The sequence below is a fragment of the Flavobacterium sp. genome, assembly GCF_040402835.1.
Classification (GTDB): Bacteria; Bacteroidota; Bacteroidia; order Flavobacteriales; family Flavobacteriaceae; genus Flavobacterium.
This window is the reverse complement of sequence record NZ_JBBALW010000004.1, coordinates 107,520-125,708: the sequence shown is the minus strand read 5'-3', so window position 1 is coordinate 125,708 and position 18,189 is coordinate 107,520. Positions and strand designations below refer to the sequence as shown.

The 18,189-nt window shown below is 32.8% G+C and carries 13 protein-coding genes and 1 pseudogene; 11 read left to right on the top strand and 3 right to left on the bottom strand.

Features of this window, described 5'->3' with window-relative positions; all coding sequences use genetic code 11:
* Nucleotides 1–84 precede the first annotated feature (84 nt).
* From AC9UEH_RS02805 to AC9UEH_RS02770, 8 genes and pseudogenes are all read left to right on the top strand, one after another.
* Nucleotides 85–579, top strand: a pseudogene (locus tag AC9UEH_RS02805) (response regulator transcription factor); the annotation flags it as partial.
* 180 nt (nucleotides 580–759) lie between these two features.
* Complete coding sequence (locus AC9UEH_RS02800) at nucleotides 760–3,708, top strand: TonB-dependent receptor (protein WP_509528170.1); 2,949 nt, start codon at nucleotides 760–762, stop codon at nucleotides 3,706–3,708.
* A gap of 175 nt (nucleotides 3,709–3,883) precedes the next feature.
* A complete protein-coding gene (locus AC9UEH_RS02795; protein ID WP_509528169.1) occupies nucleotides 3,884–6,991 on the top strand; it encodes a beta-helix domain-containing protein in 3,108 nt (1,035 codons plus the stop codon).
* A 186-nt stretch (nucleotides 6,992–7,177) separates the two neighbouring features.
* The gene (locus AC9UEH_RS02790; RefSeq protein WP_509528168.1) at nucleotides 7,178–7,861 is read left to right on the top strand and encodes a response regulator transcription factor; all 684 of its coding nucleotides are present in this window, start codon (nucleotides 7,178–7,180) and stop codon (nucleotides 7,859–7,861) included.
* A complete protein-coding gene (locus tag AC9UEH_RS02785) occupies nucleotides 7,862–8,908 on the top strand; it encodes a sensor histidine kinase (protein WP_509528166.1) in 1,047 nt (348 codons plus the stop codon). It begins immediately after the preceding gene.
* Nucleotides 8,909–9,016: 108 nt separating this feature from the next.
* The gene (gene trmB, locus AC9UEH_RS02780) at nucleotides 9,017–9,691 is read left to right on the top strand and encodes a tRNA (guanosine(46)-N7)-methyltransferase TrmB (RefSeq protein ID WP_509528165.1); all 675 of its coding nucleotides are present in this window, start codon (nucleotides 9,017–9,019) and stop codon (nucleotides 9,689–9,691) included.
* Between the two features lie 3 nt (nucleotides 9,692–9,694).
* Entirely contained in the window at nucleotides 9,695–10,330 is a 636-nt protein-coding gene (locus tag AC9UEH_RS02775; RefSeq protein WP_509528164.1) for a lysine transporter LysE, read from the top strand.
* Nucleotide 10,331: 1 nt separating this feature from the next.
* Nucleotides 10,332–10,664, top strand: coding sequence for an MGMT family protein (locus AC9UEH_RS02770; protein WP_509528163.1), 333 nt, complete (start codon nucleotides 10,332–10,334; stop codon nucleotides 10,662–10,664).
* A gap of 55 nt (nucleotides 10,665–10,719) precedes the next feature.
* Here the strand turns inward: AC9UEH_RS02770 and AC9UEH_RS02765 are convergent, their stop codons facing one another.
* Both AC9UEH_RS02765 and AC9UEH_RS02760 read right to left on the bottom strand, forming a co-directional pair.
* Complete coding sequence (locus AC9UEH_RS02765; RefSeq protein WP_509528162.1) at nucleotides 10,720–11,019, bottom strand: HigA family addiction module antitoxin; 300 nt, start codon at nucleotides 11,017–11,019, stop codon at nucleotides 10,720–10,722.
* 11 nt (nucleotides 11,020–11,030) lie between these two features.
* Entirely contained in the window at nucleotides 11,031–11,312 is a 282-nt protein-coding gene (locus AC9UEH_RS02760; protein WP_509528161.1) for a type II toxin-antitoxin system RelE/ParE family toxin, read from the bottom strand.
* 237 nt (nucleotides 11,313–11,549) lie between these two features.
* Here AC9UEH_RS02760 and AC9UEH_RS02755 point away from each other — a divergent pair, with 237 nt between their 5' ends.
* Together AC9UEH_RS02755 and AC9UEH_RS02750 are read left to right on the top strand one after the other, a co-directional pair.
* Entirely contained in the window at nucleotides 11,550–12,491 is a 942-nt protein-coding gene (locus AC9UEH_RS02755; RefSeq protein ID WP_509528159.1) for an ABC transporter ATP-binding protein, read from the top strand.
* A gap of 86 nt (nucleotides 12,492–12,577) precedes the next feature.
* Nucleotides 12,578–13,585, top strand: coding sequence for a 3-oxoacyl-ACP synthase III family protein (locus AC9UEH_RS02750; RefSeq protein WP_509528157.1), 1,008 nt, complete (start codon nucleotides 12,578–12,580; stop codon nucleotides 13,583–13,585).
* Nucleotides 13,586–13,604: 19 nt separating this feature from the next.
* Here AC9UEH_RS02750 and AC9UEH_RS02745 read toward each other — a convergent pair whose 3' ends face one another.
* Complete coding sequence (locus tag AC9UEH_RS02745; protein ID WP_509528155.1) at nucleotides 13,605–14,537, bottom strand: bifunctional riboflavin kinase/FAD synthetase; 933 nt, start codon at nucleotides 14,535–14,537, stop codon at nucleotides 13,605–13,607.
* Between the two features lie 214 nt (nucleotides 14,538–14,751).
* On the opposite strand from AC9UEH_RS02745, the gene AC9UEH_RS02740 reads away from it, so the two are divergent.
* Complete coding sequence (locus tag AC9UEH_RS02740) at nucleotides 14,752–18,138, top strand: zinc-dependent metalloprotease (protein ID WP_509528154.1); 3,387 nt, start codon at nucleotides 14,752–14,754, stop codon at nucleotides 18,136–18,138.
* Nucleotides 18,139–18,189: the final 51 nt, after the last annotated feature.

The following is an 18,189-nucleotide window of genomic DNA, read 5'->3' as shown; positions in this document are numbered from 1 at the left end:
ATTTATTTATCAAACAAATATACAAAAATATGAGCAATTACGGATATACATTTTACATTTATATTAATTAACTAATTTTGCATTATGAAGAAGAAAGATATTAGAATTCTATTAGTTGATGATGAAGCAGACATTCTAGAAATTGTAGGCTACAATCTTTCACATGAAGGCTACCAAATTTCAACTGCTGTAAACGGCAAAGAGGCTGTAGCCAAAGCAAAAAAAATTCTTCCGCATCTTATTATTATGGATGTAATGATGCCAGAAATGGATGGAATGGAAGCCTGTGAAAATATCAGAAAAATTCCAGAATTGAGTAATGTAATCATCACTTTTTTAACAGCTCGAAGCGAAGATTATTCGCAAGTAGCGGGGTTTGACGCTGGCGCGGATGATTATATTACAAAACCAATCAAACCAAAATTATTGGTAAGTAAAGTCAAAGCACTTTTGAGAAGATTGAAAGAAACAGAACAAAACTCCGAAACATTGAATGTTGGAGGAATAGAAATAAACAGAGAAGAATACAAAATAGTTAAAGTGACAAATTGTCGTATTGTTGTTGTTTTTAAAAAATTTTGATCTGAAAATATTAAACGCAATGTAAATTTAAAATTACGGAAGCGATAAATCGCGCCTAAAATTGACTTTAATTTTACATTGAAACTCAAAATGGTCTTTTTCATAATAAATAGATAACATATAAATAAGTTGATGTTATTATTTTTGCACAAATAAATTTAACCTAAAAAAAATATAATGAAATATTTTTACTTTTTTTTCATCCTATTCATTTCTAGTTCCATGTATTCTCAAACTGCCATTATTAAGGGTATGGTAGTTGAAGAAGGCACAGGAAAATCTATACCGGGTGTTTTGGTAAAGGTCTTAAACACAAAATTAGCAATACAAACGGATGCTTCAGGAAATTTCATAATTAGAAATGTGCCTGTTGGAAAACAAGAACTTCAATTTTCTGATTTCACATTAGAAACTAAAATCATCTCAGATGTAGATGCTATAAAAGACGAAACTACATCGCTTACCGTTTCAATGGCAGAAAAAAATAACAGTTTGAATGAGGTTGTAATCAAAAGAACTAAGATGAAAGCAGAATCGATAGCTTCGCTTTTATCGGTACAAAAGAATAGTTCGAGAGTTTCTGATGGAATATCTGCAGAATCAATAAAAAGAACTCCGGACAAAACAACTTCCGATGTTTTAAAAAGAATTAGTGGCGCCAGCGTTCAGGACAATAAATTTGTAATTATTCGTGGTTTGAATGACCGTTACAATACTACCTATTTAAATGGTGCTCCGTTACCAAGTACCGAGCCGGACCGAAAAGCATTTTCATTTGATATTTTTCCGGCAAATATGCTTGATAATTTGGTGATTAATAAAACAGCTACTCCGGATTTACCTGGGGAATTTGCGGGAGGAATTATTGAAATAAATACAAAAGCTACACCAGATAAAAATTTTGAATCTCTATCTATAGGTTCGGGATATAATACTATTACAACTGGAAAAACACAACTTTATTCTCCAGGTGGAAAATCAGAATGGATAGGACTAGATGATGGGACTAGAGCTTTACCATCTTCGTTTCCAAGTGTTGCCAATTTTCAAGCTTTGCAGAACACACGTTCTCAGAGTAGTGTTTTAGAAATTGCCTCTTTAGCAAAATCATATCAATCGGATTGGAATTTGTACGAAAAAAAATTCAGCCCAAACACTAGTATGCAATATACTTTAGGTAGGTATTTTAAGATCAATGAAAATAAAAGTTTAGGTTTTTTGACTTCAGTAACCTATAATAAAACAAATAATTACAACGAAACTAATAGAAGAACATATGATTCTCCGGGACAATTAGTAACAAACCAAATGGATCAAAACTATAGTGTACAAACATTATTTGCTGCCATTGGTAATTTGTCTTTAAAATTAAATCCAAACAATACATTTAGTTTTAAAAACTTATATAGTATTATTTCTGACAATAGAATAATGGATAGAACTGGTAGCCTAAATCAAGATAGCGACCCTTTTTATATTAATACAACTTCAAGATTGTTTACCAATAATAAAATATATACCGGTCAATTAATTGGAGAACATTTTTTACCTGAAAGTAAAATAAAAATTAACTGGAATAGTTCATTTAGTAATGTAAATAGAGAGGTGCCAAGTGAGAGAAGAAACAGTTATGTATATATAAAATACGATAATGGTGCTATTTCCCAGCCAACAGCAAGTTTCTCAACAAATTCAGTAGGGTCTGATTATCCGGGTTCCATTTATACTTCACAGAATAAAGAATATATATTGAGTGCCAAAATAGATTTGAGTAAAAAAATAAAATTTTCGGACGATTTTACCACCGAAATAAAAGTAGGCGCAATTACCCAATCTCGATTTAGAGATTTTGCTGCAAGACAATTGGGATATGTTATATTTAATGGACTTGTTGGCGGGGTTAATTATGGAAATAATACTTTTCTATCTAGTATTTCAAATCAAACTAATGCAACTATTTTTAATGCTTCAAACATGGGAATATTTGGGTCTAATTCTAGCGGTTTGACATTGTTTGACGGAACAAAAGGTAGTGATACTTATAGTGCCAATTCAAAACTGAATGCCGCATATGCTATGTTTGACAATGTATTTAATAAATTAAGGATTGTTTGGGGAGCAAGATTGGAAACGTATTCTCAGAAATTAAATTCAGAATCGGATGCAGGAACTCCTGTAACCGTTGATGTTTCTCAATTAGATGTACTGCCTTCTATAAACTTTATTTACAGTTTGAACAAAAAGCAAAACCTAAGATTAAGTGCGTCTAAAACACTAAATCGTCCCGAATTTAGAGAATTAGCTCCTTTCTTATTTTATGATTCTGCTACAAAGTTCAATACTTCAGGAGACCCATCATTGAAAATTGCTGAAATTATTAATGCCGATTTACGATATGAAGTATATCCTGGAAAAGGGCAGTTGTTTTCATTATCAGCGTTCTATAAGCAATTTACAAATCCAATTGAATTACAAGCACAAGCTAATAATTCTAACCAATATAAAAATGCCAAAGAAGGAACCAATAGAGGCATTGAATTGGAATACCGAACTTTAGTAAGTTCAATTTTTGGAACTCAAAATACTAAAATTTTCGAAGATTTAACTTTGTATACTAATCTTGCTATAATTCGTTCTAAAGTTGATATTGGAAACTTAGTTACTTCGTCAACACTTAAAGACATTCCTTTACAAGGGCAATCTCCCTATGTTTTTAATGCAGGACTTCAATATTTGAATAAAGAATTAGGTTGGTCAGGTTCTATTAATGCAAATAGAATTGGTGATAGAATTGCAATTCACGGAAATCAAACACCTGGTGGCGCAACTCCTGCTTATTGGGAAAAAGGAAGAACATTCTTGGATTTACAAATTGCTAAGAATTTCATGAATAACAAATTGGAATTAAAATTAAATGTTCAAAATGTGCTAGCACAGGATTTGATTTTCTATCAAAATAATGACTTGGGTACTGCCAATTCAGTTACGGGAATTAAATCAATTTTTAATGCTGTTTTAACAGGAGATTCTCAAGATACAAATGGTTATGATTCTAGTGCTGATGACCTAGTGTGGAGAACTAAATTTGGACCTACATTCTCGCTATCTTTAAATTATTCCTTTTAATAAACAACAACGATTTTATTTAAGGGCTAGATATTCTCTAGCCTTTTTTATTGTTCATGCTTGAACTTTTAACTTAACAATTTAGTAACTTAAAGTTGGCACTAATATAACAAATTAGAAACATTTTATTTAAATGGCAATTTTACTTTTGGCGTAACAATTTTAAAAAATCAAAATGAAAAAGTTTTACTTTTTAACTGTACTTTTTTTAGTAGCTGCTTCAATGAATGCACAACTAACTACAACCTCATACAGAGGTGCTTTTGCTCCAGCTCCAGCAGCAATGTGGACAGACAACTGGACAAATTATGATCCACAAAACGCGGTGTATCCAACTCCAAATGTGGATGTAACAACAAGTATTACTACGAATACAAGATGGACCGCAGGAAATACCTACTATTTGAGAGGTCAAATTTATGTGAAAAACAATGCTACTTTAACAATTGATGCAGGTGTTGTAATTCGTGCCGATCATACTGCTGTTGGTGCTGGCTTATTTGTAACTAAAGGTGCTAAAGTTAATGCAATAGGAACTGCAACTAATCCAATCGTATTTACATCTGACAATGCTATTGGAGCGCGTAACAAAGGAGATTGGGGTGGAGTTATTCTTTTAGGTAAAGCTTCTTTTAATATCAATAATGGCGTTAATAACATCGAAGGTATAGCTATTAGTACCGATACCGAATATGGCGGAGGATTAACTCCAAATGATAATGATAATTCAGGTATTTTAAAATATGTTAGAATTGAATACGGTGGATATATATATGCTCCAAACCAAGAAATCAATGGTTTGACTTTTGGAGCTGTTGGAAGAGGAACTACAATTGATTATGTACAAGTTTCTTTTGCAAATGACGATTCTTTCGAATGGTTTGGTGGTTCTGTAAACTGTAAACATATAGTTGCTTACAGAGGTTTAGATGACGATTTTGATACCGATAATGGATACAGTGGAAATGTTCAATTTGCATTGGGTGTAAGAGACCCTCAGATTTCTGACAATCCTTTGATTTCAACTTCAGAAGGTTTTGAATCTGATAATAATGCATCAAGTACTTCGGTTTCGCCTTACACAAGTGCAATATTTTCAAACTGTACCTTATTAGGACCTTCATACAGATTGACACTTCCAAACGGAGGAGTACTTGCAACTGGTTACAAAAGAGCCGTACGTCTTAGAAGAAATTCACAGTTGAAAGTTTATAACTCTATTTTTATGGATTTCCAAGAAGGACTTCATATTGATGGAAATACAACTGAAACAAACGCGGTTAACAACACACTGAAATATAAAAACAATATTTTGGCAGGTACGGTTTCCAATGTTTTGCAAGTAAATACAACTTTGAACAATCCAAGTTTTGTAATAGGTACTTGGTATGCTGCAAACACAAATACAACAGTTACTTCTAATGCAGGGATTTTAACAACTCCTTACAATGTAACTAATGCAACTATTTATACAGGATTAGATTACAGACCAGCTACGGGATCAATTGCATTGTCAGGAGCTGATTTTACAGATATTACTTTAAATGGGATTTCATACTATATAGATCAAGATGCTGATGGATATAATGCAGGATCAGTAGTTTTAAATGCTACAACTGCTCCATTAGGATATTCTCTGACTACACTTGGTTCAGATTGTGACGACTCAGATGCTTCAATTCATGTGGGTTGTTTACCTGTGACTGCTGTTTCATACAGAGGTGCTTTTGCTCCAGCTCCAGCAGCAATGTGGACAGACAACTGGACAAATTATGATCCACAAAACGCGGTGTATCCAACTCCAAATGTGGATGTAACAACAAGTATTACTACGAATACAAGATGGACCGCAGGAAATACCTACTATTTGAGAGGTCAAATTTATGTGAAAAACAATGCTACTTTAACAATTGATGCAGGTGTTGTAATTCGTGCCGATCATACTGCTGTTGGTGCTGGCTTATTTGTAACTAAAGGTGCTAAAGTTAATGCAATAGGAACTGCAACTAATCCAATCGTATTTACATCTGACAATGCTATTGGAGCGCGTAACAAAGGAGATTGGGGTGGAGTTATTCTTTTAGGTAAAGCTTCTTTTAATATCAATAATGGCGTTAATAACATCGAAGGTATAGCTATTAGTACCGATACCGAATATGGCGGAGGATTAACTCCAAATGATAATGATAATTCAGGTATTTTAAAATATGTTAGAATTGAATACGGTGGATATATATATGCTCCAAACCAAGAAATCAATGGTTTGACTTTTGGAGCTGTTGGAAGAGGAACTACAATTGATTATGTACAAGTTTCTTTTGCAAATGACGATTCTTTCGAATGGTTTGGTGGTTCTGTAAACTGTAAACATATAGTTGCTTACAGAGGTTTAGATGACGATTTTGATACCGATAATGGATACAGTGGAAATGTTCAATTTGCATTGGGTGTAAGAGACCCTCAGATTTCTGACAATCCTTTGATTTCAACTTCAGAAGGTTTTGAATCTGATAATAATGCATCAAGTACTTCGGTTTCGCCTTACACAAGTGCAATATTTTCAAACTGTACCTTATTAGGACCTTCATACAGATTGACACTTCCAAACGGAGGAGTACTTGCAACTGGTTACAAAAGAGCCGTACGTCTTAGAAGAAATTCACAGTTGAAAGTTTATAACTCTATTTTTATGGATTTCCAAGAAGGACTTCATATTGATGGAAATACAACTGAAACAAACGCGGTTAACAACACACTGAAATATAAAAACAATATTTTGGCAGGTACGGTTTCCAATGTTTTGCAAGTAAATACAACTTTGAACAATCCAAGTTTTGTAATAGGTACTTGGTATGCTGCAAACACAAATACAACAGTTACTTCTAATGCAGGGATTCTTGTTAGACCATATGATATTACAAACGCAACAATCTACACAGGATTGGACTACAGACCAGCAACTGCTTCAATTGCGTTATCTGGAGCTGATTTTACGGATTCTAGCTTAGCAACAGTTGATTTTACTGATAACAATTCAGAGTCAACTTTAAAAACATTTCCAAATCCATTCACAAATAGTTTCAGATTAAGTTTTGTTTCTTCAAGTTCTGACGATGTAAATTTGAATGCTTATGACCTTACTGGTAGATTAATTGAATCTCGTAAAATTAATTTTACAGATATCAATAATCAAGAATTTGGAACTAATTACCAATCAGGCATGTATATCTTAGTTTTAAAACAAGGAGATGTTACTAAATCTTTCAGAGTAATTAAAAAGTAATTTACCATGAAATAGTATTTAAAAGCCACGCTATTTGCGTGGCTTTTTCTTACAAAGAAAATAAATAATCAATATTAACGAATTGTTTTTTTAGTGTTACTAAATTATCACTAAAATAAATTAGTGTTAATTGTATTTTTGAATTGTATTATATTTACATTTATATTAATTAACTAATTTTGCATTATGAAGAAGAAAGATATTAGAATTCTATTAGTTGATGATGAAGCAGACATTCTAGAAATTGTAGGCTACAATCTTTCACATGAAGGCTACCAAATTTCAACTGCTGTAAACGGCAAAGAGGCTGTAGCCAAAGCAAAAAAAATTCTTCCGCATCTTATTATTATGGATGTAATGATGCCAGAAATGGATGGAATGGAAGCCTGTGAAAATATCAGAAAAATTCCAGAATTGAGTAATGTAATCATCACTTTTTTAACAGCTCGAAGCGAAGATTATTCGCAAGTAGCGGGGTTTGACGCTGGCGCGGATGATTATATTACAAAACCAATCAAACCAAAATTATTGGTAAGTAAAGTCAAAGCACTTTTGAGAAGATTGAAAGAAACAGAACAAAACTCCGAAACATTGAATGTTGGAGGAATAGAAATAAACAGAGAAGAATACAAAATAGTTAAAGACAACATTGAAATTGTACTGCCAAGAAAAGAATTTGAATTGTTTTATTTATTGGCTTCGAAACCTGGGAAAGTTTTCAAACGAGAAGAAATTTTAGATAAAGTATGGGGAAATGATGTTATCGTTGGCGGAAGAACTATCGATGTGCATATCCGAAAATTAAGAGAGAAAATTGGTGATGAATTTTTCAAAACCATAAAAGGAGTTGGATATAAGTTTGAAGCATAGATGACTAAAAAAATAAAAGAAACATATCGTTTTGCTGTAAACTCAGCCCTACAAATTACTTTTTTTTCAACAGGAGTAGTTGGTTTTTTAACCTATTTTTTCTTTCAGTTTTCTTTTAGTTTTTGCTTGATTTTTGCTATTTGCATTGCCCTATTCTCCTTCTTGTTATTGCAATTTAAAGTCCAACATTTTATTTTTCAAAAGGTTAAAAAAATTTACGACGATTTTTCATTTTTAGAATCCTCTACTATAATAAATAAATCTTCAAATACCGATATGAATTCGATTACTCGGGAAGTTTCGAAATTCGCCTCCGATAAAAAATTAGAAATAGAAACATTAAAAATCCGTGAGGAATACCGAAGAGAATTTTTAGGAAATATCTCACACGAACTTAAAACACCCTTATTTACCGTTCAAGGCTACATTGAAACTTTGCTTGACGGCGGTATGAAAGACAAAACCATTCGCAAAAAATATTTAGAACGTGCTTTAAATGGAGTAGAACGTTTGGTATATATTGTAGAAGATTTAGACACTATAGCCAAACTTGAAATGTCTGACGAACAAATCACAATGACGCCTTTCGATATTGTTCCATTAATTCAAAACGTAATGGATTTATTGGAAATGAAAGCCCATAAAAAAGATATTTTAATAACTTTTGATGACAAATACTACAAACCAATTTTAGTTAATGCAAACTATGATAAAATTCAACAAGTTGTTACCAATCTTATTGAAAATTCTATCAAATACGGAACAATTGGCGGTTCAACCGAAATTGGAATTGAAGACGTTATCAATAATCGGGTTTTAATAAATATTTCCGACAACGGTGAAGGTATTGATGTCAAAAACATTCCTAGATTGTTTGAGCGCTTTTTCCGAGTGGACAAAAGTGGCGCAAGATCAGAAGGTGGTTCGGGGCTTGGATTAGCCATTGTAAAACATATTATTGAAGCGCATAACGAAAAAATATTTGTAGAAAGTGTTTTAAGTTCTGGATCTAACTTTTCTTTCACATTGCAAAAGGTGTTGCAATAAATTCCAAAATCGTTTTCCCTTTTAAAAAAAATATATTTCCAAAGCAACTGCTAAAACTATATTTTATCCTATATATTTCCTTAATTTTGCCAAAACATAAAACACACCATGGGAAGCAAAAATAAATTAAAAAGGTTCAAAGAAAACGATACATTCAGTAATGTTTTTCAACCTACAAGAGAAGAAGTGGTTGGCGATTTATTCCCATTGAAAGGAAAATGGAACACTGATTTTTTCAAAAATGACAATCCAATTGTTTTAGAATTAGGCTGTGGAAAAGGCGAATATTCTGTTGGACTTGCCGAAAAATACCCAAATAAAAACTTTATTGGTATTGATTTAAAAGGAGCTCGTTTTTGGCGTGGTGCTAAAACTGCTGTGGAAACAGGCTTGTACAATGTAGCTTTTATTAGAACCCAAATTGAATTGGTAAATCATATTTTCAACGAAAATGAAGTCGATGAGATTTGGATTACTTTTCCAGATCCACAAATAAAATACAAACGTACCAAACACAGAATGACCAATTCTGAATTTCTGAAATTGTACAAAAAAATCCTCAAACCAGAAGGAATAATGAATCTAAAAACCGATAGCGAATTCATGCACGGTTACACTTTAGGGTTGCTTCATGGCGAGGGGCATGATGTTTTATATGCCAATCATAATGTATATGTAAACGAAGGAAGTCCAGAGGAAGTAACTGGTTTTCAGACATTTTACGAAAAACAATATTTGGAAATTAACAAAGCAATTACGTATATTCGTTTTAAAATAAAATAACATTTGGAATTCATAGTGCCTTTATTATTAGGTTTTGCAATTGCGTCAATTGGAATTATGCCGCCAGGTTTAATCAATATGACGGCTGCAAAAGTGAGCGCAGTTGACGGTAGAAATGAAGCAATTTCTTTCGCAAGTGGCGCAACCATTATTGTTTTTTTTCAAACCTACGTCGCTTTATTATTTGCGAAATTTATTTTTAGTCGTCAAGATATAATCAATATTTTACAGGAAATTGGAGTAGTTCTTTTTTTAGTATTGTCTATTTACTTTTTTTGGTCCGCTTCAAAACCTAAAAAGGAAAAACAAGAGATAAAAATGCACAGCAAAGCAAGTCGATTTTTTCTTGGAATGTTGCTTTCTGCGTTGAATTTATTCCCCATTCCCTATTATGTTTTTGTAAGCGTCACATTATCGGCTTACGGCTATTTTTTCTTTAATTCCTATTTTATATATTCTTTTGTTTTGGGCGTTGTTATGGGTTCTTTTTCAGTTTTCTACTTATACATTTTATTCTTCAAAAAACAAGAAAACAAGACATCTTTCCTGATTGACAAAGGAAATTATATCATTGGTTCTATAACGGGATTGGTTTCTATAATTACTTTTTTGAAACTCATTAAAAACTATTGGATTTAAAATGACCGATAAAGATGAAAATTTTTTTGAGCGAGTTTATGCTGTTGCCCGACAAATTCCTTACGGAAAAGTCACTTCCTATGTTGCAATTGCTAAAGTTCTTGGGGCCGCTCGTTCGGCAAGAATGGTGGGTTGGGCAATGAATGCCTCACATAACTTGGAAGATGTTCCCGCACATCGCGTGGTGAATAGAAAAGGTTTACTCACAGGAAAACACCATTTTGACGGAACCAATCTCATGCAACAATTACTTGAAAGCGAGGGAATTGAAGTCATTGATAATCAAATTATAGATTTCGACAAGCATTTTTGGATACCTGAAATGGAAAAATAGTGAATCACGTTTCTAAACTTGACTCAAATATAAATCAGTCTTTAGTTTTCTCGTTTTATGCTGCGTGATTTTTCATTGGCTTAATATTTTTCAATTCGTCTTTCTTTGAATTGTTTTCTGCCTCTAAATCGTAATCGTCTTGAAGTCCAAGCCAAAATTTAGCACTAGTTCCAAAATATATAGAAAGTCGTAACGCTGTATCGGCGGTAATTCTGCGTTTGCCCTTTATTATTTCACTAACTCTAGTTTGTGGAATAAAAGTTTCTTTAGACAAACGATAAGCACTTATTTCTAGTGGCACAAGAAATTCTTCTTTTAAAACTTCACCAGGATGTATGTTTCTCAAATTTTCCATAATTCTATTTTTTAATGATAATCTATAATTTGTACTTCGAAGGCATTGTCATTTTCCCAATTAAAAATTATCCGCCATTGATTGTTAATTCTAATACTGTAAAAACCAGAAAAATTGCCGCTTAATTTTTCTAAATGATTTGCTGGTGGAATTCTTAAATCAATTACGTTTTGAGCGTTATTAATCATTCTTAATTTTCGTCTCGCAACATTTTGAATTTCAGAAGGTAACTTTCTTGACTGAATTCCATTCCAAATTTTCTCTGATTCTTTATCTCCAAAACTTTTTATCACAATTCACGCTTTACAGTACTAACGTCAAAGATAAGTAATTATTTTAAATATACAAATAGTATGAAGTATAATGTTCGTAAACTTGCATAATGATAATTCGATAAACATTTTATATGTCTTAAATAGTTAAATAACCAGCAATAATTAATTGGTATTATTCTAAAAACTACGTGCTTTTTTTATACTTTCAATCTATCTTTGCACCATAAATTTTCGAATTCATTTCTTATTTAAACTATGCTTCAAGTTCAAAATATCACCTTTGGTTACAATGATAAAAGTGTCATAAAGCAAATAGATTTTACAATAAATAAAGGTCAAAATATAGCTATTATTGGCGAAAGCGGTTGTGGGAAGAGTACGCTATTGAAATTGATTTATGGGTTGTACGATTTAGATGAAGGAAAAATCTTTTGGGGAGAAACTGAAGTTTTGGGAACAAAATCCAACTTAGTTCCAGGTATGTCTTTTATGAAATACTTGTCACAAGATTTTGATTTGATGCCTTATATTACCGTTGCTGAGAATGTAGGAAAGTATCTGTCCAATGTTAATTTAGAGAAAAAACAACATCGGATAAATGAATTATTAGAAATCGTTGAAATGACAGAATTCGCTACCATAAAGGCGAAATACCTTAGTGGCGGACAACAACAAAGAGTAGCATTGGCAAGAGTTTTGGCATTGGAGCCTGAAGTTTTATTGTTAGACGAGCCGTTCAGTCAAATTGATAATTTCAGAAAAAATGCATTGCGAAGAAATTTGTTTGCTTATTTAAAATTAAATGAAATTACCTGCATAGTTGCCACACACGATAGCACGGATTCGCTTTCCTTTGCCGATGAAACTATCGTTTTGCAAGAGGGAAAATTGATAGCAAAAGCCGACTCTTTAGCATTGTATAAAAACCCATCAAATAAATACATTGCCTCGCTTTTTGGTGAAGTAAATGAATTAAAATTATCGCAATTCAAGGAAATCGATGGTGACGATGTACTAATTTTACGCTATCCACATCAATTGAAAGTAGTCGAAAATGGAATATTTAAAGTCATTGTAAAAAAATGCTATTTCAAAGGAAGTCATTTCTTGATTAAGGCAGTTGCTAATGGAACGGTCGTTTTCTTTGATCATATTTCGGAATTGGAATTTAATACAGAAGTTGCTTTAGAACTTTAAGATTAAATTAATTTCAGATTGTGTCACTATTGCTAAAAAGTATCCTTAATTTAGCATTCAAATAATACTAATTAACACTACTAAATATGTATCATTCTAAAATTTCAGGATTGGGTTTTTATGTTCCTGAAAACAGAGTTACAAACGATGATTTATCGAAAATTATAGATACAAATGACGATTGGATTCAAGAAAGAACTGGGATTCAAGAACGCCGTCACATCATTAGAGGAAAAGATACTACGACTTCTATGGGAGTAAAAGCGGCTCAAATAGCCATTGAACGCTCAGGTCTTGCTAATGATGACATTGACTTTGTTGTTTTTGCTACTTTAAGTCCCGATTATTATTTTCCTGGACCTGGAGTTTTAGTGCAACGTGATTTAGGTTTGAGAACCGTTGGTGCATTGGATGTCAGAAATCAATGCTCGGGTTTTGTCTATGCATTATCCGTTGCAGATCAATACATTAAAACAGGAATGTATAAAAATATTTTAGTAATTGGTTCCGAAATTCAATCTACAGGATTGGATATGACTTCTCGCGGGCGAGGCGTTTCTGTTATTTTTGGCGATGGAGCAGGAGCGGCGGTTTTAAGCCGGGAAGAAGATTTGACAAAAGGAATTTTATCTACTCATTTGCATTCTGAAGGTCAACATGCGGAGGAATTAGTGGTCAAAGCTCCAGGAATGGGAGGGCGTTGGATTACGGATATTATCACTGATAATGATCCAAATGACGAAAGTTATTTCCCCTATATGAATGGTCAATTTGTATTTAAAAATGCCGTTGTGCGTTTTAGCGAAGTTATAAATGAAGGATTGCAAGCCAATAATTTGCAGGTTTCAGATATTGATATGTTGATTCCACATCAAGCTAATTTGAGAATATCACAGTTTATCCAGAAGAAATTTGGATTAACGGACGGTCAAGTTTTTAATAATATTCAAAAATATGGAAACACGACGGCTGCATCTATTCCAATTGCTTTGACAGAAGCTTGGGAACAAGGCAAAATTAAATCTGGGGACACTGTTGTTTTAGCGGCTTTTGGAAGTGGATTTACCTGGGCAAGTGCGATTATAAAATGGTAAATAATGCTAGTTTATAGATTTAGCTATGTTCTATTATATAAGAAATAGCCAAATCTTTATCTTTTTGGATTTGGTTTTTTAATATTTCAATTGAATCAAATTTTTGTTCCTCTCGAATTCTTTCCAAAACAGAAATAGTTATTTTTGAGCGGTATAAATCGCTATCAAAATCAATAAAATGGACTTCAATAGATAATTTTTCTCCATTTACAGTTGGATTTATTCCAATGTTCAATATCCCAAAAACTGTTTTTTGATTAATGGTACTTTTCACGATGTAAACCCCATTTTTCGGAATAAGTTTGTATTCTTCTACCATTTTTAGGTTGGCAGTTGGAAAACCAATTGTTCTGCCAAGTTGTTTTCCTTCAATTACAATTCCCGTTAACAGGTAATTATAACCCAGATATTCATTGGCTACAGCCATGTTTCCATCAATAATTGAGTTGCGAATTTTTGTAGAACTGATAGCAACTGCGTTAATCTCTTGAGCAGAAATTTGTTCTACTTCAAAGCCAAATTGTTTCCCAAAAAGTTCCAAATCATTAATATTTGCAGTTCTATCTCTCCCGAAGCGATGGTCGTGACCAATAATAATTTTCTTGATGTTAAAAATATCAACCAAAATTGTTTTTACAAATTCTTCAGCAGTAAGCCTTGAAAATACTTTATCAAAAGGATGTATAATTAAATTATCTACACCCAACTTTTCAAGTAAAATACTCTTTTCATCAATTGTATTCAAAAGTTTTATGCCCGAACTTTCTTGCAAAACCATTCTCGGGTGAGGAAAAAAAGTGAGAATTAAACTTTCGTAGTTGTATTCTGATGCATTTTGAATTAGTTTTTCAATAATTTTTTGATGCCCAACATGAACACCATCAAATGTACCAATTGTAACAATGGTTTTCTTTGTTGATTTGAAATCGTTTATAGAATGAAAAGTTTTCAAGCAAATGAGTTTTATAAAGTTGCAAATTTATACTATCTTCTTTTAAAATATTTAAAAATAATTATAAATCTTAAGAATTTGGCGCTTTTGAGTTTTTAAGTTTAAATCACTCACTTTTTTTTATTTTGATGTTAAATAATGAATATTAATTAAAAAATACCTACTTTTTTTATATATTTGGAAAAAATTAAAGTATAAACTAAAAACCCCTAAAATGAATAAACAATTACTATTAATTTTCACCGCAATACTCTTTTTTTGTAATGTCAATGGACAAAATAAAACGTATTGGACTGTACCTAATTTGAATACAAATAAAATTATAACTGATAAATCAGTAGCAAGGGACAATTACCCAAAAGAATTTAAATTATACGATTTAAATATTACTCTCTTAAGACAAGAACTGTTTTCATTGATAAAAGATTCAACTGGGAAACACTCTACAATAATTTCTTTACCTAATTCAGATGGACAAATCGAACAATTTGAAGTGAATGACGCTCCTAATTTTGATGGGGAATTACAATCAAAGTTTCCTGAAATTAGAGCGTATTCTGGCAAAGGAATTACAGATAAATATGCCACATTAAAGTTAAGTATTTCTCCACAGGGAATTCAAACTATGGTTTTTAGAACCGATAAAGAAAATGAATTCATTGAGGCCTATTCTCAAGATCATTCCGTTTATGCTGTTTTTAAATCTCAAAGAAACAACAAGAATTCAGGTTGGGCCTGTTCAACTGTTCAAGAAAATTCTGTAATCCAATCAACTTCAAAATCGGTAATAAACAATAACACAATTCAATCTAGCGCTGGCCAATTAAAAACGATGCGTTTAGCGCTTTCTTGTAATGGTGAATATGCGAATTATTTTGGCGCCACAAGTGCTACTCAAGTTGCATTAGTTTTAGCAGCTTTTAACGCTACATTAACTCGTTGTAATGGCGTTTACGAAAAAGACTTAGCGTTACACTTAAACTTAGTTGCTAGTACAACTAACGTTATTTATTATGTTGCCAGTACAGATCCTTACACTACATTAGCCAATTGGAACAAACAATTGCAAAACACTTTAAGCTCTACTTTAACTGGTGCTGGGACGTCTTTAGCAGATAATAATGCTGCGTATGATATAGGTCATATGTTTGGTAAAACCGGTGGTGGTGGAAATGCGGGTTGTATCGGTTGTGTATGCGTAGATGACACATCAAGTTTAACGGATTTAAACAAAGGTTCTGGAATCACCTCTCCAGCAAATGGGATACCGTCAGGAGATTCATTTGACATTGATTATGTCGTTCATGAAATGGGACATCAAATGGGAGCAAATCATACATTTTCTAATTCAAATGAAGGAAGTGGTGTAAATAAAGAAGTAGGTTCTGGGATTACTATTATGGGTTATGCCGGAATAACTAGTCAAGATTTAGCACCTCATTCAATTGATATTTATCACGAAGCATCTATTGAACAAATACAAAATAATTTAGCAACTAAAACATGTCCAATTACTACGCCATTAACTGCTAATGCTACTCCAATAGTTCAAGCAGTTGGGAACTATAGTATCCCATTTAGTACTCCATTTGTGCTCAAAGGTGTTGCAACCGATGCTAATACAACTGATGTACTAACGTATTGTTGGGAACAAAATGATGATGGTGGTGCGTCTACAGGTGTAAATAGTAGTGCTAGTGAAACCAAAACAATAGGTCCAAATTTTCTGTCGTGGAGTCCTACAGCTTCCCCTTTAAGATATTTTCCAAAATTAGAATCAGTAATAGCAAGTTCATATACAACCAGTCAGGTTGGCGGAGATGCAGGTATGTTATCTGAAGCATTAAGTTCAGTTGATAGAGTTTTAAACTTTAGATTGACTGTAAGAGACAATGCCCCTTACAGTCCAGTTGCCCCAGTGAAAGTGGGTCAAACGGCCTACGCTGATATGGCTGTTAATGTTATTTCAACTGCGGGTCCTTTTGTTGTAAGTTCACCAAATACAATGGTTTCTTGGGTTGTAGGTACTAATCAAACGGTGACTTGGAATGTTGCCGGTACAACTGCTAATGGAATAAATGCTGCTTTTGTAGATATATTTCTTTCAACAGATGGAGGTTATACTTACCCAATTCAATTAGCGAGTAAGGTTCCAAATAACGGTAGTTCTATCATTACTGTGCCAAATAATGCAGGAACTTCAAACAGAATAATGGTTAAAGGATATAACCATATCTTTTTTGATATTTCTAATGCAGATTTTGTTATCTCGGCACCTACTTCAAGTTTTGCAATCGCCTATAATGGAGTAGCAGAACAACAAAATAAACAAGCATGTCTAGGAGGTAGTGCAACTTTTACAATTCCTTATACTGCTTATGCTGGATTTACGGGAGCAACAACTTTTACAACAACTGGTTTGCCAACAGGTATTACAGCTACATTTTCACCAACAACAATGACTGCAAGTGGTACTTTGACTATGACCGTGACCACAACCGCATCTACATCAGCGGGATTAATTCCATTGACAGTAATAGCAACTTCGGGTGCCGTCATTAAAAATGCTTCATTTTATTTAGAAATATTTAATTCTAATTTTGGAACACAAACTTTAACTAGTCCTGCCGATTTAACAACAACAATAAATCCATTATCAGTAGTTTTAACTTGGACATTAAATCCTGCAGCAACTTCTTACGATGTGCAAATAGCATCAAATGCGAATTTTTCAACGATTATTAGGACAGCAACAGTAAGTACAAATTCCTACTCCCCAATTGGCTTATCTGAAGCTACTAATTATTATTGGAGAGTACTTCCTAAAAGCCCCGCTTGTTCAGGCGCCTATAGTATAGGTTATAGATTCACCACGGGTCAACTAGTTTGTTTAACAAATACTGCAACGGATACTCCTATTGACATACCTATAATTGCCAATACAGTTCCATTTATATCAACTATAGCAATGGTTTCTCAAAATATAGTCTCTGATGTAAATGTCACTGTTGACATAAGCCATACTTGGGTTAATGATATGACTATTTCAGTAATTAGTCCTAACGGAACAGAAATTCAATTAGTTGCAAGACCTTGTACAAATGCTTCACTATTAAATATAACGGCAACTTTTGATGATTCTGGAAGCACAGTAGTTTGCGCTACAAATCCTGCAATTTCAGGAACTGTTAAACCTTTACAACTATTGTCTGCTTTTAATGGACAAGCTATAAGTGGAAATTGGAAATTAAAAGTTTTAGATCCTTACGATCAAGATGGTGGAACAATAAATAGCTGGAGTTTAAATATTTGTTCGTTAAGTCAAGCTATCATGGCTGTTGTTGATAATTCATTATCGAACTTTGTTTTGTATCCAAATCCAAATAAAGGTAACTTTACGGTTCAATTCAATTCATCTTCGAATAATGAAATAGCAATTTCTGTTCATGATATGAGAGGAAGAACAATATTGAATAATAAATATAGCAATACTGGATTGTTCTCTCAAAACGTTCAACTTGATCATGTTCAATCCGGAGTTTATCTTGTAACAGTTCAAGATGGAGATAAAAAAGTAGTTAAGAGAATTATTATCGAATAAAAGTTTTTCAATTTTTATGATTTTTAATTTACAATTAATTTATACACTATC